Origin of the sequence: Lysinibacillus sp. KU-BSD001 (assembly GCF_042920265.1) — a bacterium.
In the GTDB taxonomy this organism is placed as follows: Bacteria; Bacillota; Bacilli; order Bacillales_A; family Planococcaceae; genus Lysinibacillus_B.
The window spans coordinates 149,168-173,168 of the sequence record NZ_JBDQZI010000004.1 but is presented as its reverse complement, the minus strand read 5'-3'; the positions used below and the strand labels follow the sequence as shown (position 1 = coordinate 173,168).

Annotated in this window: 28 protein-coding genes and 2 riboswitches; of the genes, 22 read left to right on the top strand and 6 right to left on the bottom strand. The window is 38.2% G+C overall.

The features are described 5' to 3' along the window. Positions 1–2 precede the first annotated feature (2 nt). Both AAGS61_RS08030 and AAGS61_RS08025 read left to right on the top strand, forming a co-directional pair. Positions 3–884, top strand: a complete 882-nt coding sequence (locus AAGS61_RS08030) for an ABC transporter ATP-binding protein (RefSeq protein WP_391369835.1) — start codon at positions 3–5, stop codon at positions 882–884. Continuing rightward, positions 881–1,666 carry an ABC transporter permease subunit gene (locus AAGS61_RS08025; protein ID WP_391369832.1) on the top strand — a complete coding sequence of 262 codons (786 nt, stop codon included), beginning with the start codon at positions 881–883 and terminating at the stop codon, positions 1,664–1,666. The genes AAGS61_RS08030 and AAGS61_RS08025 overlap by 4 nt, the downstream gene beginning before the upstream one ends. A gap of 50 nt (positions 1,667–1,716) precedes the next feature. Here AAGS61_RS08025 and AAGS61_RS08020 read toward each other — a convergent pair whose 3' ends face one another. Continuing rightward, positions 1,717–2,271 carry a GNAT family N-acetyltransferase gene (locus AAGS61_RS08020; RefSeq protein ID WP_391369829.1) on the bottom strand — a complete coding sequence of 185 codons (555 nt, stop codon included), beginning with the start codon at positions 2,269–2,271 and terminating at the stop codon, positions 1,717–1,719. 161 nt (positions 2,272–2,432) lie between these two features. Between AAGS61_RS08020 and AAGS61_RS08015 the strand changes: the two genes are divergently transcribed. Continuing rightward, positions 2,433–2,975, top strand: coding sequence for a hypothetical protein (locus AAGS61_RS08015; protein WP_391369828.1), 543 nt, complete (start codon positions 2,433–2,435; stop codon positions 2,973–2,975). 258 nt (positions 2,976–3,233) lie between these two features. On the opposite strand, the gene AAGS61_RS08010 is transcribed toward AAGS61_RS08015, so the two are convergent. The 3 genes from AAGS61_RS08010 to cydD are packed head-to-tail and all read right to left on the bottom strand — an operon-like array spanning position 3,234 to position 7,208. Further along, entirely contained in the window at positions 3,234–3,827 is a 594-nt protein-coding gene (locus AAGS61_RS08010; RefSeq protein ID WP_391369827.1) for a class I SAM-dependent methyltransferase, read from the bottom strand. Next, positions 3,824–5,509 (bottom strand): thiol reductant ABC exporter subunit CydC, encoded by a 1,686-nt coding sequence (gene cydC / locus AAGS61_RS08005; protein ID WP_391369825.1) that lies wholly within the window; start codon positions 5,507–5,509, stop codon positions 3,824–3,826. The genes AAGS61_RS08010 and cydC overlap by 4 nt, the downstream gene beginning before the upstream one ends. Continuing rightward, on the bottom strand, positions 5,493–7,208 hold the full coding sequence (cydD, locus tag AAGS61_RS08000; protein WP_391369823.1) for a thiol reductant ABC exporter subunit CydD: 1,716 nt from the start codon (positions 7,206–7,208) through the stop codon (positions 5,493–5,495). Before cydD ends, cydC begins: the two co-directional genes overlap by 17 nt. Before the next feature lie 177 nt (positions 7,209–7,385). Here cydD and AAGS61_RS07995 point away from each other — a divergent pair, with 177 nt between their 5' ends. The 6 genes from AAGS61_RS07995 to AAGS61_RS07970 are packed head-to-tail and all read left to right on the top strand — an operon-like array spanning position 7,386 to position 12,630. Beyond that, a complete protein-coding gene (locus AAGS61_RS07995) occupies positions 7,386–8,579 on the top strand; it encodes an FAD/NAD(P)-binding oxidoreductase (RefSeq protein ID WP_391369821.1) in 1,194 nt (397 codons plus the stop codon). A 16-nt stretch (positions 8,580–8,595) separates the two neighbouring features. Then, positions 8,596–9,135: a hypothetical protein gene (locus AAGS61_RS07990; protein ID WP_391369820.1), complete on the top strand. Its 540-nt coding sequence runs from the start codon at positions 8,596–8,598 to the stop codon at positions 9,133–9,135. A gap of 14 nt (positions 9,136–9,149) precedes the next feature. Continuing rightward, positions 9,150–10,544, top strand: a complete 1,395-nt coding sequence (locus AAGS61_RS07985) for an MBL fold metallo-hydrolase (RefSeq protein WP_391369818.1) — start codon at positions 9,150–9,152, stop codon at positions 10,542–10,544. 54 nt (positions 10,545–10,598) lie between these two features. Next, positions 10,599–10,964, top strand: a complete 366-nt coding sequence (locus tag AAGS61_RS07980; RefSeq protein WP_391369816.1) for a hypothetical protein — start codon at positions 10,599–10,601, stop codon at positions 10,962–10,964. Positions 10,965–10,967: 3 nt separating this feature from the next. Beyond that, complete coding sequence (locus AAGS61_RS07975) at positions 10,968–12,002, top strand: ATP-binding protein (RefSeq protein ID WP_391369814.1); 1,035 nt, start codon at positions 10,968–10,970, stop codon at positions 12,000–12,002. Continuing rightward, on the top strand, positions 11,995–12,630 hold the full coding sequence (locus tag AAGS61_RS07970) for a response regulator (RefSeq protein ID WP_391369813.1): 636 nt from the start codon (positions 11,995–11,997) through the stop codon (positions 12,628–12,630). The genes AAGS61_RS07975 and AAGS61_RS07970 overlap by 8 nt, the downstream gene beginning before the upstream one ends. A gap of 494 nt (positions 12,631–13,124) precedes the next feature. Here the strand turns inward: AAGS61_RS07970 and AAGS61_RS07965 are convergent, their stop codons facing one another. Beyond that, a complete protein-coding gene (locus AAGS61_RS07965; RefSeq protein ID WP_391369812.1) occupies positions 13,125–13,982 on the bottom strand; it encodes an MBL fold metallo-hydrolase in 858 nt (285 codons plus the stop codon). A gap of 4 nt (positions 13,983–13,986) precedes the next feature. Next, positions 13,987–14,436, bottom strand: a complete 450-nt coding sequence (locus AAGS61_RS07960) for a MarR family winged helix-turn-helix transcriptional regulator (RefSeq protein ID WP_391369810.1) — start codon at positions 14,434–14,436, stop codon at positions 13,987–13,989. A 470-nt stretch (positions 14,437–14,906) separates the two neighbouring features. Here AAGS61_RS07960 and AAGS61_RS07955 point away from each other — a divergent pair, with 470 nt between their 5' ends. From AAGS61_RS07955 to AAGS61_RS07895, 13 genes are all read left to right on the top strand, one after another. Further along, the gene (locus AAGS61_RS07955; protein ID WP_391369808.1) at positions 14,907–15,683 is read left to right on the top strand and encodes a sulfite exporter TauE/SafE family protein; all 777 of its coding nucleotides are present in this window, start codon (positions 14,907–14,909) and stop codon (positions 15,681–15,683) included. A 115-nt stretch (positions 15,684–15,798) separates the two neighbouring features. Further along, complete coding sequence (locus tag AAGS61_RS07950) at positions 15,799–17,139, top strand: cytochrome ubiquinol oxidase subunit I (protein WP_391369806.1); 1,341 nt, start codon at positions 15,799–15,801, stop codon at positions 17,137–17,139. Beyond that, positions 17,130–18,158 carry a cytochrome d ubiquinol oxidase subunit II gene (locus AAGS61_RS07945; RefSeq protein ID WP_391369804.1) on the top strand — a complete coding sequence of 343 codons (1,029 nt, stop codon included), beginning with the start codon at positions 17,130–17,132 and terminating at the stop codon, positions 18,156–18,158. The genes AAGS61_RS07950 and AAGS61_RS07945 overlap by 10 nt, the downstream gene beginning before the upstream one ends. 13 nt (positions 18,159–18,171) lie before the next feature. Beyond that, positions 18,172–18,267 (top strand): cytochrome bd oxidase small subunit CydS, encoded by a 96-nt coding sequence (gene cydS / locus AAGS61_RS07940; RefSeq protein WP_391369802.1) that lies wholly within the window; start codon positions 18,172–18,174, stop codon positions 18,265–18,267. 436 nt (positions 18,268–18,703) lie between these two features. Beyond that, positions 18,704–19,420, top strand: a complete 717-nt coding sequence (locus AAGS61_RS07935; protein WP_391369799.1) for an ATP-binding cassette domain-containing protein — start codon at positions 18,704–18,706, stop codon at positions 19,418–19,420. Continuing rightward, a complete protein-coding gene (locus AAGS61_RS07930) occupies positions 19,417–20,172 on the top strand; it encodes an ABC transporter permease (protein WP_391369796.1) in 756 nt (251 codons plus the stop codon). The genes AAGS61_RS07935 and AAGS61_RS07930 overlap by 4 nt, the downstream gene beginning before the upstream one ends. Beyond that, positions 20,173–20,562: a group-specific protein gene (locus AAGS61_RS07925; RefSeq protein ID WP_391369794.1), complete on the top strand. Its 390-nt coding sequence runs from the start codon at positions 20,173–20,175 to the stop codon at positions 20,560–20,562. Beyond that, on the top strand, positions 20,540–21,079 hold the full coding sequence (locus AAGS61_RS07920; RefSeq protein WP_391369791.1) for an RNA polymerase sigma factor: 540 nt from the start codon (positions 20,540–20,542) through the stop codon (positions 21,077–21,079). The genes AAGS61_RS07925 and AAGS61_RS07920 overlap by 23 nt, the downstream gene beginning before the upstream one ends. Next, on the top strand, positions 21,066–21,314 hold the full coding sequence (locus AAGS61_RS07915) for a hypothetical protein (protein ID WP_391369788.1): 249 nt from the start codon (positions 21,066–21,068) through the stop codon (positions 21,312–21,314). Before AAGS61_RS07920 ends, AAGS61_RS07915 begins: the two co-directional genes overlap by 14 nt. Before the next feature lie 134 nt (positions 21,315–21,448). Next, positions 21,449–21,495, top strand: a riboswitch (PreQ1 riboswitch). A gap of 121 nt (positions 21,496–21,616) precedes the next feature. After that, positions 21,617–22,117 carry a preQ(1) synthase gene (gene queF, locus AAGS61_RS07910; protein ID WP_391369785.1) on the top strand — a complete coding sequence of 167 codons (501 nt, stop codon included), beginning with the start codon at positions 21,617–21,619 and terminating at the stop codon, positions 22,115–22,117. 4 nt (positions 22,118–22,121) lie between these two features. Continuing rightward, positions 22,122–22,166, top strand: a riboswitch (PreQ1 riboswitch). Between the two features lie 5 nt (positions 22,167–22,171). After that, on the top strand, positions 22,172–22,906 hold the full coding sequence (gene queC / locus AAGS61_RS07905; RefSeq protein ID WP_391370352.1) for a 7-cyano-7-deazaguanine synthase QueC: 735 nt from the start codon (positions 22,172–22,174) through the stop codon (positions 22,904–22,906). 4 nt (positions 22,907–22,910) lie between these two features. Next, positions 22,911–23,450 carry a VUT family protein gene (locus AAGS61_RS07900; RefSeq protein ID WP_391369783.1) on the top strand — a complete coding sequence of 180 codons (540 nt, stop codon included), beginning with the start codon at positions 22,911–22,913 and terminating at the stop codon, positions 23,448–23,450. A 101-nt stretch (positions 23,451–23,551) separates the two neighbouring features. After that, positions 23,552–23,989, top strand: a complete 438-nt coding sequence (locus AAGS61_RS07895) for a hypothetical protein (protein WP_391369780.1) — start codon at positions 23,552–23,554, stop codon at positions 23,987–23,989. Positions 23,990–24,001: the final 12 nt, after the last annotated feature.

Below are 24,001 nucleotides of genomic sequence, written 5' to 3'. Positions count from 1 at the left end.
AAATGATTAAGGTAAATCAGTTAACAAAAGATTATGGTGATACAGGAATTTTTGATCTCTCATTCAATATTCAAGAAGGGGAAGTTTTTGGCTTTGTCGGAACAAATGGTGCAGGAAAGACAACGACAATTCGTCATTTAATGGGCTTTTTAAAACCGCAAAAAGGCCATTGTGAAATTACCGGTCTGAACTGTTGGCATGAGGCAGCTGCCGTGAAGCAATTGGTCGGTTATATTCCCGGGGAAATAGCCTTTCCAGATGCTAAAACGGGCTGGGCATTTTTGCAGCAACAGGCGGAGCTAGTAGGACTCACGAATTTAGACTATGCCAAGCAGTTAATAGAAACATTACAGCTAGATCCTTCTGCTAATTTAAAGCGAATGTCGAAGGGGATGAAGCAAAAAACAGCGATTGTCGCGAGCTTAATGCATGATCCAGCGGTTTTACTGTTGGATGAGCCAACAACAGGACTAGATCCACTGATGAGAGCGGCATTTTTAGACATCATTAAAATGGAAAAAGCAAAAGGAAAGACCATTTTTATGTCGACGCATCTTTTTAATGAGGTGGAGGAAGTTTGTGATAGGGTCGCGATGATTAAACAAGGACGCATTACGGAAATTGTGAATACCGCACAAATTCTTCATCAGCAAAAGCAGCAGTTTACCATTCAATTTACAAATGTCACAGATGCACAAAAATTTCAAACGGAACAATTTAACGTGGTAGCGTCAGAGGCGTCTAGCGTAACGGTGGAAGTGGCCGCGCAGGAGCTAACCCCTTTTTTACAATGTTTAGGTAATTATGAAGTAGCTGATGTAATAGAACAAAGGCCGACACTCGAAGCCTATTTTGAGCAGCACTATAGGGAGGTAGCCAAATGATCAATCCAACGATTTTTAAACAAACAATGAAAAGTAATCGAAAGCTATGGCTTATTTTTACGATTGTGCTTTGTGCGTTACAGCTTATATTTGTCACTTTTTTTGATAGTAGCACGTTAACAGGTATGGAGAATTTAGTGAAAGGAACGCCGTTAGAGAACATGTTAACGCAAACCTCCTTCCTTGGTATGCTTGCTCAAACGTATTATTCGATTCACGGTATTATTTTTCCACTTATTTTTGTCATTATGACGGCCAATAGCTTAATTGCTGCGCAGGTGGATAGAGGTTCAATGGCGTATTTATTGTCTACGCCGACAAAACGTAGCACGATCGTACTAACACAGGCAGCCTATCTTATCGTCGCATTATTTGCCATGATTTTGTTGGAAACAATCGTTGGCGTATTCGCAATCCAACTTTTTCAGACAGAGGCGGATGTGGTGATTAGTGACTTTTTACTATTAAACGTCGGTTTATTTTTACTGATGTTTGCAACGAGTGGGATTTCTTTCTTCTTTTCGAGTTTATTTAACTTATCGAAAAATTCACTGGCATTTGGTGCAGGGATTCCACTGGCGTTTTTCTTATGTCAAATCGTGAGTACGGTGGATGCAAGTCTTGAAAATGTAAAGTATGTTACGATCAATGCGTTATTCGATACAAAGTCTATTGTGGCGGGTAACCCAGAATGGTGGAAGTTCGGTATTTTAGCGGTAGTGGGTATTGTTTTATTTAGTGCGAGTGTAGAAGTATTTAAGCGAAAGGATTTACCTTTATAGAAGAAAGGAGAAAACATGAGTTTGACATGTGTTTTCTCCTTTTTAAAAGTTTATAACGTAAACGTCACAGGAGTATAGTTTGTTTGAATAATCCAAACCATATGATGTGCCTCTTCCCCCCAGTAATGCTCAAATAAATACGTAGGCTGACCGAATTTTTTTAGCCATACTGCTTGTGCAGTCGCAAAACCACTATCCAAACAAAATTGCGTAATACCGTTCGCCTTTAAAGTAAGTATCATTGCCTTAATAAGGAGTGTGCTTAACCCTTTATTTTGATAGCTCGGTAAAATATAAATGGTCCCAACCTCATCCATGCCTTGCACGGCGCCTTTTGTTAGCTCTACGACAAAAGAATTTGCTTTGTAAAGGCCAATTGTCCCGACGATTTTTCCTTCATGAATGGCTAATAAAAAATAGCGTTGTTGTCCATTTGTATATAAATCCTCTTGTAAATAGCGTTCCTTCGTATGCAATTCATCTTCTAAGTCGTCTGTTAAATGACTAATGCCATTTTTTTCGAATGTATCAATAGAGACGGTGCGGAAAAATGCCATTAATTCCTCCATATCATTTGCCCGCAATCGACGAATTTCAATCTGCATGCTGCTGTCCCCTTTATACTAAAATACTATTGTTTGTTGGGATATAGTCTATCATTTTTTATGCTAAAAATTCAACAATTGTTAGGAGACTATTAAGCCTAAAAAGACTTTGTAACGTATTTCTTGTTCATTCGTCTAATCTCGAAACGGAGGTGTACGAAATGAAATGGTTATATAGTATTTTATTACTCATATTGCTAACAGCATGTGGAACGGAATCGATGAATAGGGAAAAAGTAGAGAATGTGACAACACAGGAGGTAAAAGAAGCACCGTTTACGCTACGGCTAGTCAGTGAAAAGGCGCAGTATCAAGTAGGGGAAAAGATAGCTGTACGAGCTGAATTAGTATATGACGGTGAGGAAGAGGCTATCCAGATTGGTCATGGTGGGTCTTGGATTTGGCTGGAAACGACAAATTTGACAAAGGATTATCAATTTGGCGCGGCGATGAATGAGCCGTATATTATTACGCCGATGCGAAAGGGCGAGGTGTTAATCGAGCCTTACTATTTCTCAGGCAGCTCATATCATGAGGGCATGGAAGGAAATTCGTATACAGAAGATGTGTTAGAGCAAATGAGTACGTTGGCGTTTCCCGTAGGACAATATGAAATTAATGGACGAACGGACTTTGTCATCGAAGGGGCGCAAGGAGAAAAATATCAGCTAGAGGCAAAGGTTATTTTTGAAGTGGTGGAATGATAGGCTACCTAGATTGAGCAAAATGCGATTGTTTGCGGTCAAAAGACGGGCAACCGGGCAAAACAAGTGCCCAAGCGGTCAAAAATACACGGTGAACGAGCAAAACGATCCCGTATCCGAGCAAAACACAAGGTTATCCGGGCAAAACCCCAAGCTCTGTTGTCAAAACCAACAAACCGAAGTAACCCCATCATGTAAACCACAAAAAAAGGATGAGTAGGTGCCTCATCCTTTTAATTTCCCCTATATAAAGGCGTCTCACTTTTCCACCACGACTTGCACAACATAGCATTTGCCCGTATGTAGTTGACCTTCATGGCGTGTAGTTTCGCCTATAAAGAAGTGCACTAAGTTAAATGGTTGTGCCCAAGCGAGTACATCACGTCCATTATACAGCCAGTCCACATCTTTTGGCCCACCTGTACCGTAAGCAAGTTGTTGATCTTCATATACTTCAAACATAAAGATGCCCCCTGGTTTTAAGGAGGCCATTATATTATCGAGTACAGCATATTGCTTTTCTTTTGGAAAATGCCCGAAAACCATAAAGGCACCGTCATATCGTTCTGTTAGTAATGGTTGTTCGATTAAATCCACAAGCTTCGTTTGGACCTGTACATTTTGTGCTTTTGCTAGTGCTTCTGTTTTATCTAATCCTGATTGTGCATAGTCATAAGCTGTAACATTGTGCCCAAGGGAAGCTACATATACCGCGTTACGTCCTTCTCCTTCTGCATATGCGGCGATTGTAGAGCCCGTTGGAAAACGGGAAGCCTGTTCTCGTATAAATTCATTTGCTTCTGTTCCGTATACATATTCCTGTTGTTTAAAGCGTTGATCCCATGTATTCATTTTTTATCACCTCGTATTTGTTGCGTGTACATTGTATAAAAAAGGCCGCGCTGTGTAAGCAATTGTTCAAATGTACCACTTTCTGCTAGTGTACCGTGGTCCATGACGAAGATGCGGTCCATTTTTGCTAGATCGGTTAGCTTATGTGTAATCAGCACAATTGTTTTATCTTTTTCTTTCGTCAGTAAAGTGTGAAATAAATGCCCCTCGGTTTGAGCATCTATACTTGTAAATGGTTCATCTAACAGCCATAGGTCACTATTTTTTAATAGTACACGAGCAAAAGCAAGGCGTTGTTTTTCGCCGCCTGATAAATTGCCGCCTTTTTCATATACAATAGCAGATAATGGTTTTGTTATAAATACTTGGTCGAGCACTTGCTGTAGTTCTTCATCTGTCGCGGTTGGTTTTGCCAGCAGTAAATTTTCTCGAACGGTGCCAGAGAAAAAGTGATTATGCTGTAATTGAATACTCATTTGCGCCCACAGTTCCTGCTTATCAATAGATTGCATCGGCTGTTCATTGATAAAAATCTCGCCACTGATCGGCTTGAGCTCATGAATTAGCAGTTGAAATAACGTCGATTTACCAGAGCCACTTGGACCGACAATCGCTACTTTTTCACCAGCAGCAATCGTACAATTAACATGTAAAATAGTTGAATGTAACGTATTGTGATACGAATAAGATACATTGTCACAGGTAATGTGCAATGGCTTTTGCTTTATTAATGGCACCCGCTCCTTAGGCGAAGCAGGTGGCGCAATGGCATCTAATCGCGCGGTTGCTTCTTGGGCATTTTTATAATGACTAGGTAACATCGCAAGAGGGATGGCTGATTCAAATACCGTTAATGCGACTAGTATTAACATCGCGAGGTATAAACCGTCCAGAGACCCGATGGAAACAAAATAGGCACCCACGCTTACAATGAAAAACGCCGTTAGTAAAGCAATGAACTGATTCCAAAAATGAGCGCTTTGTTCCCGGTTGAGCTCTTGTTTTTTTAGTCGTGAATAATCGGTACTAATAATTTGTAATGACTGTTCCTTCGTTGCTAATTGGTGATGTAGCTGTAAATCACGATAACCGTATAAATATTCTGTTGCTTCATTTGTAAAGGCATTTTTGACCGGCACAGCTGTATTCGATTTTTGGTAAATTAAAATGGCTGGCACGACTGTACTGGTGAATATAAAGCCAATCATTAAAATCAGTGCTAGCCAAGGTGAAAACAACAGTGTAAAAACAATCGTTGCGAAAAAAACAAATAGCGCAATAAACGGCGGATAGACGACGCGTAAGAAAAAATGTTGCAATAGATCCACGTCACTCGTAATCCGATTTAATAAATCCCCACTTTTATATGCATGTAATAAGTTTGATTGGGGTAAAAGTTTTTTAAAAAAGCACATGCGTACAGCACTCATAAAGCGAAATGTCACACGGTGTGAAATATAGCGTTCGGCATATTTACTCGCTGATTTGGCCACACCGAAAAGCTTTAAAAAGGCCGTCAAAATTAAAATGCTATAAAAAGGAGGCATGAGCGCCGCTTTTGAAATGAGAAAGCCACTTTGTGCAAATAATGCTACTGCTGTAAGGCCGCTAATTGTACCCGCAGTCATCGCAAGTAGCACATCTTTTTTATCATGTAAAATCATCTCAATCAGTGCTTTCATCATACGTCCCTCTTTTCTTCATATATTCGTAAAACGGGTGAGATGCGAGTTGTGCATGTGTCCCGCTCGCGCTAACTTGACCATGCTCAATAATATATAATGTATCGACGTGCTGGATGCTCTCAAATCGGTGTGCTACCGTGATGACGGTTGCATGTTGACTAAATGTATACATCGCTTCTGTTAATAGTTGTTCTGTTAACACATCAAGTCCTGCCGTTGGTTCATCGAAAAATAAAATGGATGGGTTTTTTACAAAAGCACGGGCAATCGCAACACGTTGTTTTTCGCCACCCGATAACCCTCGTCCACCTTCACCGATGTTTGTGTCTAACTGTTCAGGCAATGTGTCCAGCCAAGATGTGAGTTGTGCTTTACGCAATGCTTCATAAATCTCCTCATCAGTAGCGGTAAGCCCCATTCGAATATTATCTCGAAGCGTACCCGCAAATACATATGGATGTTGGGAAATATAGCTCATTTGACGGTACCAATCCTGTTCTGACAGTTGTGTGCGCGGCTTTCCACCGAGTAAAGCCACACCGCTAGATAATTCCACCATACTGGAGAGCATATTTAAAATCGTTGTTTTACCATGACCAGTAGGACCGATCAAAGCAATCATTTCGCCTGGTTTTACATTAAGAGAAATCGGTCCAATGAGCGGCCCATTTTCATATTGGTACGTTGCGTTTTGTAAGGACAGCTGTGGTTGATCGTCAATCGGCTCCTTGCCCCAACGTACGGGTGTTGCGGTCGTTTGCATCGCCTCTTCAATAATAGAAACCGCGCCTAAACTTCCTCGACCTGTATGAAAGGCTGCGCCGAGTTCTTTTAAGGAATTGTAGTACTCAGGTGCTAACGTTAAAACAAAAAATGCAGGGGCAAACGTGAGCGACTGAAAGACAATCATTTGAAAGCCAATTTCGAGCGCGACTAATCCCACCCCTAATGTCGTAATCAATTCAATAAATAACGTAGAAGCAAAAGCGATTTTTAAAACGGATAATGTACGTTCCATAAACCCTTTATTGCTTTCTGCTAGCACTTGCTCTTGTTTCTCGCTTTGTCCAAAAAGGCGAATCGTTTGAAGTCCTTGTAGTAAATCCAAGAATTTTCCGGAAAATCGATTCATCGCTACTAATTGTTCTTCTGATTTTGCCTTTGTTTGCAGCCCGATGATGATATACGTTAATGGAATAAAAGGGGCTGTAATGATCATAATCCAGCCACTTGCTGCATGTGTCATAAACACAGCAATTAGTACCATGAGTGGTATAACGGTTGTTTTGATAACTTGCGGGATATATTCCCGGTAATAACTTTCTAATTGGTCTACTGTATCAATTAACAATGTCACCTTTTCACCTGTTTGTGTCGTCATTTGCGCTTCCATTGCATTTTGTGTCCAATGCTGAAGCAATGTTTGACGAAGCGAATTTTTCACCCGTTCAGCTAACAATCCACCTATTCTATTCAGCCAAAACTGCGTGAATAAGCGGAACAGGATAGCAAGAAATAATAAAAGTAAAAAGTGAAATGTAGAGGGAAAAGGGCTTTGTTTTATAAATACAAGGTCGACAATTTGTACAATACTATAGCCTTGCAGGATGATACTACCACCTAAAAATACCGATAGAACAAAGAGGAGAAGTAGCTTCCCTTTATATGCTAGTGCCCATGTTTGTAAAGAATGCATCGTATCAGCTCCTTTCTTCTTATATTAATATAGACAAATCTAAATGAAATTAGGGGTTTTCCACTAAAAAAACAAGTTATTGTTTAGGGGGAAACCCCTATATTTTTGAAATATAGATTTCACTATGATGAGAGTGTAAAGTTTCACAACACAAAAATGCAGAAAGAAGGAAGAAGCATGAAAAATTCTTTCAAAGTCGTCATTGTTGGTGGGGGAACAGCGGGTATTTCTGTTGCCGCTCGCCTATTAAGAAAATCACAAAGCCTCATCCATGAAGTAGCGATTATAGATCCAGCATCAAAGCATTATTATCAACCGCTATGGACGCTAGTCGGTGGAGGAGCTGCTAAAAAAGAAGATTCTGAACGTTCAATGGAATCTGTCATCCCAGAAGGTGCGGTATGGATTCAACAACCCGTACTTGAATTTAAACCGGAACAAAATGAAGTCATCTTAGGAGACAAAACAGCTCTTACGTACGATTACTTAGTTGTAGCAGGCGGTATTGAAATTAACTGGGGTGCTATTAAAGGATTAAAAGAAGCACTTGGTACAAAATCCGTTTGCAGTAACTATTCATTTGAACATGTGGATTATACATGGGAAACGATTCGCAATTTAAAATCGGGTACAGCATTATTTACGCATCCAAATTCACCTGTCAAATGCGGTGGTGCACCACAGAAAATTATGCATATCGCGGAAGACTATTTCCGAAAAGCGGGTGTACGTCAAAACATCAAAGTTATCTTTGGTTCAGCAAATCCAGCCATTTTTGATGTCCTGAAATACCGTGAGGCACTAGAAAAGGTAGTAGAACGAAAACAAATCGATGCACGATTCCGCCGTAACTTAATCGAAATTAAAGCGGATGAAAAAATCGCCATCTTTGAACATCTAGATACGGGTGCAAAAGAGGAAGTGAAGTATGACATGATTCACGTCACACCTTATATGAATGCACCGAAATTTATCGTCAATAGCCCATTAGCTGACCAAAATGGTTGGGTAGATGTCGATATGTATACATTGCAACATAAAAAATATGCAAACGTATTTGGCATTGGCGACTGTGCCAACTTACCGACATCGAAGACAGGGGCAGCCATCCGTAAGCAAGCACCTGTTGTTGCAGAAAATGTAATCGCATCTATGCGCAACCAAACAATGGATAAAACGTATGACGGTTACTCATCTTGCCCAATCGTCACAGGTTACAACAAGCTCATTTTAGCCGAGTTCGACTATACGAAAGAACCTGCAGAATCGATGCCATTTAACCAAGCCGTTGAACGTACGAGCATGTATATGATGAAAAAAGATTTACTACCAATCATGTACTGGGACGGCATGCTCAAAGGAACGATGTAGAAAGGGGGCATATGTGATGGAAACGAATCCGTTACTAGAGCAACTAAAGCAGCCAGATGTGCAAGCCGCTCTCATATCACTACTACAGCAATTGCCGACCTATGAAAAAAATGTACAAGCAATCGGCAATGTAGTGAGTTTTGGCCAAGCGGTATTGCAAGACGAGCAAGTGATTCAAAAATACGATGAACTTATACGAAGCTACAATGTAAATCTAGAAACAGTAGAAGCATTAGTTGGCATGCTAGAAAAATTGCCGAAGCTTTTACAAATAATCAATCAGCTAGAGGATGTACTCGATTTTGCAACCGCTGTGTTAGCGGATCAACAAACAATGGATTATGCAACAGCAAGCATCCAATCCTACACAGAACCTGTTGTAGCAAAAGGAAAGCAAGGGCTATCCCTAGTAAAAGAAATTCAACAACAAGCAGAAGCAACAACAGAACCAGTTAAACTCTTTACGATTATGAAATGGTTAAAAGACCCAAGTGTTCAAAAGTCACTGAAATATGTACAAGCAACACTACAGGTTTTAAATAAAAAATCACATTAAAAGGAGAGAATTTTATGTTATTACGTTATTTCTATGATGAAAAATTAGCACACGCTTCTTACATGGTAGGTTGTCAACGAAAAGGGGAGGCAGTAATTGTTGACCCAATGCGCAATATTGAGCCATATATCCAAGTAGCTGCAAAAGAAAATATGAAAATCGTTGGGGCATTAGAAACACATATCCATGCCGATTTTGTAGCAGGTTCTCGTGAATTAGCTGACCGCTTTGGTGCAACAATGTATATTTCAGATGAAGGCGATGAAAACTGGAAATATCAAAATTTAGAAGGCATCAACCATGTGTTATTAAAAGATGGTGACAAATTTGAACTTGGTAAGCTTACTTTTGAAGTAATGCATACACCAGGTCATACACCAGAATCGATTTCATTCCTATTAACAGATGGCGCAGCAGCAGATAAACCGATTGGGATTTTTACAGGTGACTTTGTGTTCGCTGGTGATATCGGTCGACCAGACTTACTTGAAAAAGCAGCAGGTATTCAAGGGACAGCGGATGCAGGGGCAAAAGTGATGTACAACTCTGTGGAACGCTTTAAGCAATTGCCAGACTATTTACAAGTATGGCCAGCACACGGAGCAGGTAGTGCGTGTGGGAAAGCGCTTGGTGCAGTACCTTCCACAACGGTTGGTTATGAAAAACAATTCAACTGGGCAATGCAATTTGACAACGAGCCAGACTTTGTTACAGCATTATTAGACGGTCAACCAGAACCACCTTATTACTTTGCCGTAATGAAATCGGTCAATAAAATTGGGATTGAGTTAATTAAAAATTTACCAGAGCTACAAGTCATTACGTCTGTTGAAGAAATTGAAGGATTGATTGCAGCAGGACAGCAAGTAGTAGATACACGTGATGCACAAAGCTTCTCACAAGGGCATATTAAGGGAACGATGAACGTGCCATTCAATAACTCATTCACAAACTGGATGGGCTGGATTGTAAACTACAAGGAACCATTATATTTACTAGTGGATCCTGCGCAAATGGATGATATGCTGATCGCACTTCGCTCAATCGGTATTGACCAAGTATTAGGTTATGCAGATGTAGAAGCGATGACCCAGCAAGCGAATGTACTAGATTCATATGAAAATGTTACACCTTTAGAGGCAAAAGCGATGATGGATGCAGAAGATGTGGCGGTATTAGATGTGCGTAATCTGACAGAATACAATGAAGGACATATTGAAGGGGCACAACACATTATGGTTGGTACATTAAAAAATCGTCTAGATGAAGTACCAAATAAAAAACTCATTGTTCAATGTCAAGCAGGTGGTCGTTCTGCGATTGCAGCGAGCGTATTAAAAGCAAATGGCTTCCACAATTTAGTCAATATGACTGGCGGCTATGGCCAATGGGTAAAAGAAGTAAAATAATGAATGATGATAAAGAGTGCCTTCTATCGTGAGGCACTCTTTTGGAGGTTTTATATGAAAATGTTACTAATCGCTGTAGTTGGTCTTGTGTTGGCGCGTACTTTTTATATCCGTCTTGTCCCTGTTAAACAGGTAAAAGCCATTCCGTATCGTCAAGTAGATGACACATATCAAATACTGGATGTACGTGATTACAATACAGCAGGTTGTTTAGTTCAAGATAGTAAGCATATCCCGTATGGTTATTTGCCACGTTTTTATACAGAAATTGAGCATCGTCCTATCCATCTGCTTGTAGAAAGTCACATGGATTTAAATATGGCGAGCCGCTTTTTACGAAAAAAAGGGTATAGTGTAAATAGTTATACGATGATGAAAAAACCGTGTAAAGTAAAAGGGATGATTTATAAGGAGGCGTAAAGTATGCAATCCCGCCTACAAAATGAGTATTTACAGCAAATTTATGAGCATATTCAAGATGGCATTATTATTATGAAGGAAAGCAGGGAAATCATTATGATGAATCCTGCTGCACAGCGATTAACAGGCTGGCAAGTTGGCGATTTCGTACCATACTGTTCCTATTGTATGACCCGAAAAAAGGAGCAGGGCGAACCTACTTGCTATTTAATTGCGAACAACGAAGTGCCTTCATTTTTATCGGAAATGCCGACATACCATGGTAGAAAAATTGATGTCGAAATGAGCACAGCCGCCATTTATGCCAATGAAAATACAGGGGAAACGGAATATTTGCTTGTGTTACGTGATCAAGAAACATTTAAAAAAGCACAAGAGGCGGCCATCAACAAAAAAATGATTCGAGCATTAATTGAAGCAAAAGAATCAGAACATAAACGGCTAGCACAAGAACTGCATGACGGTGTCGGACAATCCTTATTTTCCGTATCTGTCGCGCTGCAAGCCATTGAATCATTTGTTCAAGATAATGCCCAGTTGAACGAGTATATTTCCGAAGTACGTGCGGAACTGCAAAAGGTCATGAATGACATTAATGCGTACTCTCATCAACTGCGCCCGCACAGTTTAGACCAATTAGGACTAGAGCCAACTATTCAAGCGACAATTGATGCGATTAAAAAAAATAGACCAGATTTGGCTATTCAATTAACGACACGTGGTCTTGACCGATGTGACCCGGCAGTCGAGATTAATTTGTACCGTATTACACAAGAAGCTTTGCATAATATTATTAAATATGCAAAAGCAACCCAAGTGCAGATCCATATTAAAAAGGACAACACGCATATTTATATGACCATTCAAGATAACGGGGTTGGCTTTGAGCGAGAGAAAATTCAAAATGCAGGGCTTGGTCTTAAGCATATGGAAGAACGGGTCGATCAATTAGGCGGTACTTGTACAATTATGTCCAAATTAGGACAAGGTACATGTATCGATATTGTCATTCCGAGATGGAGGCCACAACATGATTAAAATATTGCTCGTTGATGACCATGTATTAATACGAAAGGGCATTGCGCTTCTGTTAGGGAATTATCCGGATATTACAGTGGTAGGGGAGGCAAGTGACGGAGAAGAGGCGATTCAGCTTGCCTACCAAACAGAGCCGCATGTTATTTTAATGGATATTTCCATTCCCAATGGTTTAGACGGCTTTACTGCGACGAAGGAAATTAAAAAGAATTTACCTGAAACGAAAGTCATTATGCTGACGATGCATAACGAAATCGCCTATATTCAACAGGCGATGGAAGTTGGGGCAGATGGCTATATTTTGAAAAATAGCCAAGGTGGCGAAATGTATGAAGCGATTCAAAGTGTGTATACAGGCCGCCGCTACTATGAAGTCGGGTTGCCACAAGAACAAATCGAAAAATTATTTAAGAAAAAAGGAAAAAACAATCCGGATGTATTATCAACACGTGAACAAGAAATCGTTCGTTTAACGATTTTAGGCTTTACGAATATGCAAATTGCAGACAAGCTATTTATTAGTGCTAAAACGGTAGAAAACCATAAAGCTAATATTATGCAAAAGCTACATTTAAAAAGCAAGGCAGAACTTATTCAATACGGCATTACGAATAAGTATATTACGTAGTATGCGGGAGCTGTCTAAGGAAATCTGCTCATCTTCAAAATAGGTGGGCAGATTTTTTTATATTGGTTAGTGGTTGAAAAGGCGTGATTAGACCGTCTTTTACGTGGATTATTTTGGTTTGGCGACGGCATAAAATTTAAATACTATTTTCGAATAATGCCAGAAGATAAGGGAAAACCCCTATATTTATAAGGCATGCTAAGAATGATAATAGGAACGTAAACATTTTGTAAACGTCATACAGTTTATAATCCCTTCTTACCCTTTTATTGAGCGATAAAGCACTCGGCTTTATCGCTTTTTACATGCTAGATACTTAGGAGAAGCATAGAAACTTGTTCATCATCCATGAGGCACAATCCCTTTCATTCAAGAGAGCGCCAGTTTTTAATCGTTCTACAAAATCTGAGTTACCTGATACCTAGATTATCCATCATTTCTATGCTTTGTTTCAAGATTCAGCTCGTTTATTTGGTATTTCATAGTTCTCTAGTTCAATCAACTGATAATCCGTTAATAAAACAATAAACAATCTCTTCTTCTAACTGACTTAATTTACGGTTTAATCGAGTAGCTAGCTCATTAACCAAACTCAAGTGGTTTCTTTGATGTTTTTCTGTTAAATCACAAATCAACTTCAATAACTGTATATAACCGATAAAGTTCTCTTTAGATAATGGAGATTCATGTGACAGCACATAGATTTCGGCATCAAACATTTCAATATTTTCTAAGAGACGTCTAACATTATCAATTGTATATTGTGGTTGTTGTGTGTAAATACTTGGATACAAACAGTCCCCTAAAAAAATTACTTTTTCTTCTTCTACAAAAATGAGTGATGAATCGTCAGAATGATCTCCACCTACATGTTTGACTATACATCGAATCCCACCTAAATCAATCTCGAATTTTTCCTTAAAAGTAATATTAGGTAAAGTGATGGTGATATTTCTGTCTACTCCAAATTCCTTTTTTATCATTTCTGAACAAAACGGATTCTCTAAGCCTTTTTCTACACGACTATCTAAAGCTTCGTCTGACCAATCATACTCCATAATTTTCTCGAGATGTATTTTTGTGTTTTCATGTGCGATAGTTAATATATTCATCTCATTTGTTCCAAAGCTATGATCCCAATGCCAGTGTGTTAATACTACAGAATGATAATTAGTAATTTGGTATTTGTTAAGTTCTTTAAGAAATAACTTAGCATGTTTATCAGAATTTCCTGCATCTACAATTAAAGTTTGGTGAACTCCACATATGGCAGACAGTATTGGTCGATCTGTTTCACTGTTATGCGGTAAATAATATATACGATTAGTTAATTGTTTCAAATTTTTCCCCATTATCTTAACTCCCTTTGTTTTTTGTAGTTCCAACAATCTTATTTAATGTATCAAGCACATTTTTTAATGCTGCTAAACTTACTTTCGAATAATATTTTTCCACAAGAATGTCGTCAATTTTTTTTAGAAGCTGATGAAACTCTTGCCCTCTATGTCCAACATAAATAAAGGTTTCTCTACGGTTTATTGAATTTTCTTGACGATGTATCATGTTCATTTCTTCGAGCTTTGAAATTACTTGGCTAACCGCACTTTTGGAAATATCAAAATGATTTGCAATATCATTTGCAATTACAGGCTCATTACGAATGATATAAAACATGATAATTTCTTGTTGGGGAGTCAAATGGAAGTTTTCTAATTCCTCAACCTCTTTTGTTTCTTTTAAAACTAACAACTTGAACTGCTCAAACTTCTGATTAATTTCATCTATGATTGTTAAATAATCATGCACAGGCTTACCATCTCCAATTCAACTTAAAGGTTTATAGTTAAGTTAAGTTTACTTAACTATTTTGTATTTGTAAATGATTGGGATTTTTGAAGGGGGTTAATAAGCGACTAGTCATGACATCTTTGTCCTTATTAGCAGGGGGGATTCCAAAAAAGTTCTAGATTACCTATCACACAAGATAAAGAAAACATGCTTAGAAAGTAGGGGATTAAAAAAACTGATATTCATAAATTTGGGATTCAAGAAAGGGGGGACATTTTGGTATATCTTTTAAGTATATGTCCTCAAAGTAGCGGTTTTGGTTTTATTCATTTTTTATCTTTACTATTAATAAGTGTCGCTTCATTTCATTGATTCATTAAACACACAAATCTGCCTTTTTCTTCAGCATTATAGGGGCTTCCCCCTATACTTTAGCAACCGCGCACTCTCTATACTTAAAGTAAATAAAGGAGAAGGAAGGTGGTACGATGGATTTGGCATTCATCGTCGTCATATTTTTAATTGGTTTTATTGGATCATTCGTATCAGGGATGGTTGGTGTAGGGGGATCCATTATTAAATACCCGATGCTCCTGTATATTCCTCCATTGTTTGGGTTAGCAGCTTTCACCGCACATGAAGTGTCTGGGATTAGTGCTATTCAAGTATTCTTTGCATCGATTGCGGGTGTATGGGCATATCGTAAAAGTGGCTATTTAAACAAAACACTTATTCTTTATATGGGTACAGCGATTTTAGTAGGTAGCTTTATCGGTAGCTTTGGTTCTAGCATGTTATCAGAAGCGGCAGTGAACATTGTGTACGGTGTGTTGGCATTGATCGCCGCTGTAATGATGTTTATTCCGAAAAAACAAATTGATGATAAGCCGTTAGATCAACTTACATTTAGCAAACCACTAGCAGCGATCTTAGCGTTTGTCGTTGGGATTGGCTCGGGGATTGTGGGAGCCGCGGGTGGCTTTTTATTAGTACCGATTTTACTTGTTGTATTGAAAATTCCAACACGTATGACGATTGCAACGAGCTTAGCAATTACGTTTATTTCATCAATTGGTGGAACAGTCGGCAAAATTATGACAGGGCAAATCGACTATGGACCAGCAGCGGTCATGATCGTGGCAAGTATCATTGCGGCTCCACTTGGTGCAAAGGTTGGCGGCAAGCTCAATACAAAAGCATTACAAGCCATTTTAGCACTATTAATTTTAGGTACAGCCATTAAAACATGGTTAGACATTTTATAAGAGGTGATTGGTGATGGAAAAATCGAAAGGGTTTATGATTACGAGCTTTACCATTTCAGCTATTTTTTTAGTAGCAGTGATTACAACAATATTTGGCGTTTAGGAGTGAATCCAGATGGAACAGGGAACTGTCTTTTGGAGCAGGGCATTAACCGAATTAACATTATCTTTCCATATTATTTTTGCAACACTCGGTGTAGGTGTGCCGTTAATGATTTTAATTGCTCAATACGTCGGCTATAAGAAAAATGATATGCACTATACCATGATGGCAAGACGTTGGGCACGTGGCTTTACGATTACAGTCGCAGTTGGTGTAGTAACAGGGACGGTCATCGGCTTACAGCTATCACTACTGTGGCCAGAGTTTATGGAATTAGCAGGGCAGGTAATAGCCTTACCGCTATTCATGGAAACATTCGCATTCTTCTTTGAGGCGATTTTCTTAGGAATCTATTTATATACATGGGACCGATTTAAGAATCCGAAACATCATATGCTACTACTTATTCCTGTAGCGATAGGCGCATCGATGTCAGCCGTTTTCATTACGATTGTCAATGCCTTTATGAATGCACCGCAAGGGTTTGATATCGTCGGTGGCGAGCTCATCAATATCCAACCGATTTTAGCGATGTTCACACCAGCTATGCCGACCAAAATCGGGCATGTCCTCGTAACAAGTTATATGACGGTCGCCTTTATTTTAGCGGCGATTGCAGCGTATAAACTATTACGCGGTGAAGACCATATGTATCACAAAAAAGCATTATTTATGATGATGAAATTAGGCGTTATTTTCTCTATTGCTTCTGCATTAGTTGGTGACTTTTCAGCAAAATATTTAGCGGAATATCAGCCTGAAAAGCTAGCCGCAGCAGAGTGGCATTTTGAAACAGAAGAAGGAGCAGATTTAATCCTCTTTGGTGTACTAGATGAAGGGGAAATCAAGTATGAACTCCGCATCCCTAAAATGTTAAGCTTTTTAGCGAGTAATGATTTTAATGCAGAAGTGATTGGGTTAGATCAATATCCAGAAGACGAACATCCGCCACTCATTACGCACTATCTCTTTGATGTCATGGTGGTAATTGGTATGCTCATGATTTTCCTTTCAGTTGCTTATTTAGTAGGGAAATGGAGAAAGTGGCAGTGGGTTGAATCAAAATGGTTCCGAGTACTAATTGTTTTAAGTGGTCCATTATCGCTTGTAGCGATTGAAGCGGGCTGGTGGTTAGCAGAATTAGGACGACAACCATGGATATTATATGGCATTATGCGAACAGAGGACGGTGCGACAAGTGCTACCGGCGTAGAATATTTATTTGTCGCCTTTGCGATTGTGTACTTTGTGTTAGCAATCGGTAGTTTAGTCGTATTGCATCGTATGTTTAAAAACAACCCGGTTGAAAAAGAATTAGCAGCACGACAAGGCGGTGATGCTGTATGGCATTAGAAATATTAGGTATTTCGGTACTTTGGCTTTTCTTATTTGGCTATGTGATTGTCGCATCGATTGATTTTGGCGCAGGATTTTTTAATGCCTATAGCTTAATGCGCGGCAATGACCATATTTTATCAAACATTATTAAGCGGTATTTATCTCCGGTATGGGAAATTACGAATGTCTTTTTAGTCTTTTTCTTTGTCGGGATTGTCGGATTCTTCCCACAAACCGCTTATTATTATGGTACGATTTTATTAGTACCAGCTTCCGTTGCGCTGATTTTACTAGCGATTCGTGGTAGTTACTATGCTTTTGAATCTTATAGCGGTATGAGTGGACATAAAGGCTATGCACTTGCTTATGGGGTGTCAGGACTTTTTATCCCAGCTGCATTTTCCGTCATCTTAACGATTTCTGAAGGTGGCTTTGTGACGATGCAAGCGGGTCAACCCATTTTAGACTACAAAGCATTGCTGACAAGTCCGTTATCTTGGTCTATCGTTGTATTAAGTGTTATTGCCGTACTGTATATATCCGCTGTCTTTTTAACATGGTACGCACAAAAAGCAGGGGATCATAAAGCAAGTGAATTGATGCGTAAATACGCGCTTATTTGGGCGATCCCGCTTATCGTGAGTGCACTTGGTATCATTATCGAGTTAAAGGCGCTTGGCAATTGGCATTATGCCCAAATGGTTGATTTATCTTGGTTGTTTGCACTATCCGGCATTGTGTTTTTAGCGACAGTTTGGCTATTATGGGCGAAAGTAAAATATGGATTAGCCGTCATTTTATTAATCGTCCAGTTTGCGATTGCCTTCTTTGCTTATGGAATTTCACACTATCCATATTTACTCTATCCGTATTTAACGATTCACGATAGTTTTACGAATGAAGCGATGGCGATTGCGCTCGTTGTAGCATTTGTCGCAGGCTTAGTGTTGCTTGTACCTTCTTTATATTTAGTCTTTAAACTATTTGTCTTTAACAAAGACTATGTATCTGGTAAAGAAGAAACACATGTATAAGGAGTGTCAGAGGATGCACGATTTTTTAATCTTTTATGCACCGATTGTAGTAGTGATTGTATCGATTGTCGCAGCATTTATGGCTGCATTGAATACGAAGTTTTTGTAAGTGACTCTTCTAGCTGTTAAAAGCTTGATGTTTAGGGAATGGATAGATAAATATAATTTTTACGACTTGGAGAAAGGGTATTACCTACTGGCAATCTGATTGCATGTCTATGTTTCTTTGTAATGTATGTCATTGGGATGATCTTTCAGGTAAAATACCAACGCTCATGATATACCGATTTTATAGGCTTAATCGGTACTTCGTATTTTGTCGTTCATATCGTTTCTGTCATACTAGCCCAAATAAGGCGTACAAAATCTTCATAAATAAAACATAAACATTAGTAGTACAAATCAAATGTCTGGTTTGTGCTACTTTTTTTGTGGAGAAAAGAGAGTTTTGGTTATTTATAAAAAAAAAATTTCCAAAATTAAAATGAACTTTTATCTTTTCCCATTTGTATAGTAAGTGAATATACAATTGAGGAGGCATAAAAATGGAGCTAATATTGAACGATATTGTGAAAAAATATGATGGAAAAGCGATTTTGAATAGTATTTCAGCTACATTTAAACCTGGGTGCTGTTATTTGCTATTAGGTGAAAATGGTGCGGGGAAATCGACGTTAGCAAAATGTATCGTAGGAGACGAGGACTATGATAGCGGAACAATCCAGTTTAACAATTTAACACAAAGTGTAGCAGACAATGCAGCCCTGCAATACCAGTCATTCGATAGCTATCAACATTTAAAAATTCGTGAAGTCGTTCGATTATTTGAAAAATTAACAAATAATGATTTAGAAGAATTGTATGAAATATTGGGTCTGCAAACATTCGACCATATTTTGCTGAAAAATGCTTCTGGTGGTCAGCGAAAGGCAGTATCCATATTCCTTACTTTTTTACTGAACAAACAAATTGTAATACTGGATGAACCATTTGCTGATTTAGATTTAATGAAGAAAAAGCAGCTCATGCATTTTTTGCAAAATGAACTGCATAAACAGGGTAAAATAATTATGATTATTAGCCATGAAGTAGCTGGGTTTGAGCCATTATTTGATTATGTATATATTTTAAAAGATGGCAAGTTCGTTGAAAACGGCACAAGACAAGAGCTAGATAATAAATACAAAAATACTGTACTGGCAGGTATTGAAGGAATTTATTTTGAGGTTACTGGAACGGTGTTAGGGGGTAGAGCAGGATGATTACACAAATTTCACGTATGTATATGCTTGAAAGTTTACGCAATTCTGGAGTGACTTTAGGCAATATACTCCCAGCATTTAGTTTTTTTATTTGCTCATGGATTAGTAAAATAGCAATGAAGGGAAATGAAGAAGTAATAAGCTTTTTAATTAAAGGACAGTTTCTCCCGATTTCAATATTGCTTTTACTTTTCTCGTTTGCATTTTCGAGTGCTACGATTTATTTAGCAGATATGAAAGCGAATAAGACTTTTAACTGGGTAAAGCGAACAGGTGTGACACCATTCACGTATTATGTCGGCATGGGCACGGGTGTTTTTACATTAGTAAATGTTTTTTTAGTATTGCTACTTGTTTGCTATTCTTTTTTAATAGATGTTTCACTAGTATCTTTTCTGAAAATGGTGTTCATTAGTAATTTTGTCTTGCTGGCATTGTATCCTCTTAGCTTTATATTGGCGGGTTTATTTAAAAATGGAAAAGTAGCTCAAAGTATGTTAATACCGATTATGATTCTGTTTATGTTTTCCATTACAATGTCGTCGATGTTTTTAACTCTTGCAGGAAAAGATCCACAAAATTATTATATTTTCTTACTTTGGAATCCAATGCTTTATCTGAATGACAGTTTGCAATTACATTTAAATATGGTAAATGAAACATGGCTTCCTGAGTATCAATATTTTATCATTTTAACTGTATTTAGTATTTTATTGGCGTTTATTGCTAGAAAAGTTTATAGCTTTAGGTAGGTGATACAATTGGATATTGGTTGGATAATTTCACTCATCATTATGGGGATATGGATTATACTTATATTAGCGATAATGATTCCTTATGATAGGAAATATATAGTCCGTGAAAATAAAAAAATAAATTACAAGAAAACAACTATTTACTTACGTTGGAATATGTTTGATACACTAACAATTATTTTAGCGATTTATACAATTATTTGCGTGCAAGCATTAAATTTCTTAATTACAGCTGGTCAAACAATTGACAATCCATATGTGCAATTTTTTACAAATCAGTCTCAGGCATGGGTAATTGTCATAGTGGGGTATTTTGTGACGCGCGTTTCTGTTACATTAAAGTCGATAAAAGCTCATTGGGGGGATGGGCTTGATGAAAAGCAATGAAGAATGGATAGAAGCATACAAACAAGGCGATATAGAAGCCTTTAATATGCTGTATCATAATTTATATGAAACGCTTTATTGCTTCCTGTTTCGTTACACCCAAGAAGAACAGCTTAGTATGGATATTGTTCATGATACGTTTGAAAGATTGCAAAAAACATTACATAGCTATGATGTAGAGAAGGGAACTGTAAAGTCTTACTTGTTTCAAATTGCTTACAGGCTACTTGTAAACAAATTAAATAGACGAAAAAAGTGGCAAACATTTTTTCCGTTTTTAGTACCAGCAGCTACTAGCCAATTTTCAGCAGATGAAAAGTTAGCAGTGCAAGAAGCAATCGCAAAGTTACCGGAAAAACAACGAGGAGTCATTTTACTAACGTACTATCACGATTTACCGCAAGAAGAAGTTGCACAAATTTTATCAATCCCAATTGGTACGGTAAAATCAAGATTGCATAACGCAATTAAGTTTTTAAAAGATGAACTAAAGGAGGATTTTCATGCTGAAGGATGAATTTGACAAGGAACCATCACTACAAAAAAGATTGGATGAATATAAAGTGGAAGTACCGCAATCATTGGCACAATTTAAAGTGAGTCGGTGGCAACGCTTTATCGAGTTTCTTGCATCACCTGCAAAAGATCCACTAGAGCAAATACATTCCTCCTCATCTGGCTATAATGCGATGAAGCTAGTGCCGCTTGCAAGTGCAGTTTTAATAACTATATTGCAGTTGTTTATTTTATAAAGAATGAATGGATAATATCTTGAGGCAGGAGTCTTCTATCGGATAATAATAAAGCTTTAATTCTCAAAATATATTTGACGTATTCCTTTGTTTTATGTATTATATCAAAAGAAAAGAATATTCCCGACATTTGAACGGGAGAGGTTCATAGCTGATACCCTCTATAAAAAACTATGGAAGCATGCTTATTACGCCATGTCCATATCGGACGTGGCTTTTTTATTTGTTCGCTTTAGTTTAGATGGATGAATGCCGCCTCTCTTGTGATGTGTTTTGGGAAACATATACTGGGAGGTTTTTTTATGTCTGGCCGTAGCCACGAGGAAGGATTAAAAGATTTAACACTATTAGGAAATCAAAATACGAAATATTCATTTGATTATGCTCCTGAAGTATTAGAGTCGGTGGATAATTTGCATTCAAACCGCGATTATTTTGTGAAATTTAATTGCCCAGAGTTTACAAGCTTATGCCCGATTACAAGTCAGCCTGATTTTGCAACAATGTACATTTCGTACATTCCAGATCAAAAAATTGTGGAGAGTAAATCATTAAAATTATATTTATTTAGCTTCCGCAACCATGGTGATTTCCATGAGGATTGTGTGAACATCATTATGGATGATTTAATTAAACTGCTAAACCCACGCTATATCGAAGTATGGGGAAAATTCACACCGCGCGGAGGTATTTCGATCGACCCTTGGTGCAACTACGGTAGACCGGGGACGAAATATGAAGAAATGGCGCATTATCGTTTAATGAATCACGATCTAAATCCAGAAAAAATTGATAACCGATAATGAAATAGTAGAGGTTTTTAGCCCCCCCTCTTAAAAAAACTAAGAAGAGACAGCATTTTCTTAGAATGCTGTCTTTTCGTTTATAAGGGAGTTTTTCATATGAAACAGGAGAAAGCCATTGTTGTGTTTAGCGGTGGGCAAGATAGTACGACTTGTCTATTTTGGGCACTGGAGCGCTTTGCACAGGTAGAGGCAGTAACATTTGATTATGGGCAACGACATGCACTTGAAATCGAATGTGCAAAAGAAATCGCACAGGAACTAGGCGTGAAACATCACATACTGGATATGTCGCTCCTTAATCAGCTTGCGCCGAGTGCATTAACACGACAGGAAATCGAAGTGGAGGAAGGGGAAGAGGGAGAGCTACCATCTTCTTTTGTACCAGGACGTAATCTTCTTTTCCTCTCTTTTGCAGGGGTGTTAGCGAGCCAAGTCGGAGCGAAGTATATCGTCACAGGTGTATGCGAAACAGATTTTAGTGGTTATCCGGATTGCCGCGATGTGTTTATCAAGTCACTCAATGTCACATTAAATTTATCGATGGACGCTACGTTTGTCATGGAGACGCCGCTAATGTGGTTAGATAAGGCACAAACATGGGCGCTTGCAGATGAGTTAGGCGCACTACAATTTGTTCGTACCAAAACGTTAACTTGTTATAACGGTATTCAAGCAGATGGTTGCGGGGAATGCCCGGCATGTAAGTTGCGAAACAGAGGACTTGCTGCGTATTTAAATTCGAAGGAAGCAGAACAGAATAATTCGATTGTAAAGGAAGGAATATAGAGAAATGAGAATCTTATTTTATTTATTATCCATTGTCATTGCGAATGTAGTAACAGCAAAGTTTGCACCGCTGCAATTCGGCATGTTTATTGTCCCAATGGGTACGCTTTTTGTAGGGGCAACTTTTATTTTCCGAGATTTAGTCCAAAATAAATATGGCAGAGCTAAAACGTATGCCTTTATTTGTATAGCGCTTGTCATCTCAGCAGTTGTGTCCTTTTTATTAGGTGACACATTGATGATTGTCGCAGCGTCGGCGATTTCGTTTGTCATTGCTGAAACAGCGGATACAGAAATTTATTCACGTTTAAAGCTACCAATGGCGTGGCGTGTGTTCTATAGCGGGATTGTTGGTGGATTCCTGGATTCGGTTGTGTTTGTGATCGTTGGCTTAAGTCCGCTAGGAGCAAACTTTTTACCGTGGGAGGCTGTTCCTGCAGCCATTGTAGGGCAAGTGATTGTGAAAACAGTCATTCAAACACTTGGTGCCATCGTGCTAAATCAAGTGATAGTTATAAAGAAAAAACAATTAATTGCAGAGTAAGATAGAAGGGAATTGGCGGTTGCCAATTCTCTTTTTACATATATAAAAGGCTTTTTGGAATATTTGTATAATAATAATGATAAAGAAAGGAGTTATAAACATTGAAATACAAAGCAACTACACAAAGGCAATGGATTTTACCAATGGCATTCTTATCGTTAGCTGCAAGTATTACTTCCTGGGATCATACTTGGATAAAGTGGAGTAGTGTAACGATTTTCATATTGATTTTTTTAACAGCATTTATTAAATACACATTGATCATTCATGAAAATCATATCGTGTATACTATTCACTTTTTAGGTATACCCATTTACAAAAAACAAGTGACACAATCGGATATTAAAAAGATTACTTTCAAAAGAGCAAATTGGCAATCAAAAATGGCTGTTATTAAAATGCAGAGCGGATTTCCTATTCGTGTAACATTGTTTAAACCAGAAAGTATATTTCGTGATTTAATGGCATTTTGTGATAGAAACAATGTGAAGTACGAAAAAACAAAAGATTATAAAATAATCGAAAAGATGGCATCATAGGTTTATCGTTTG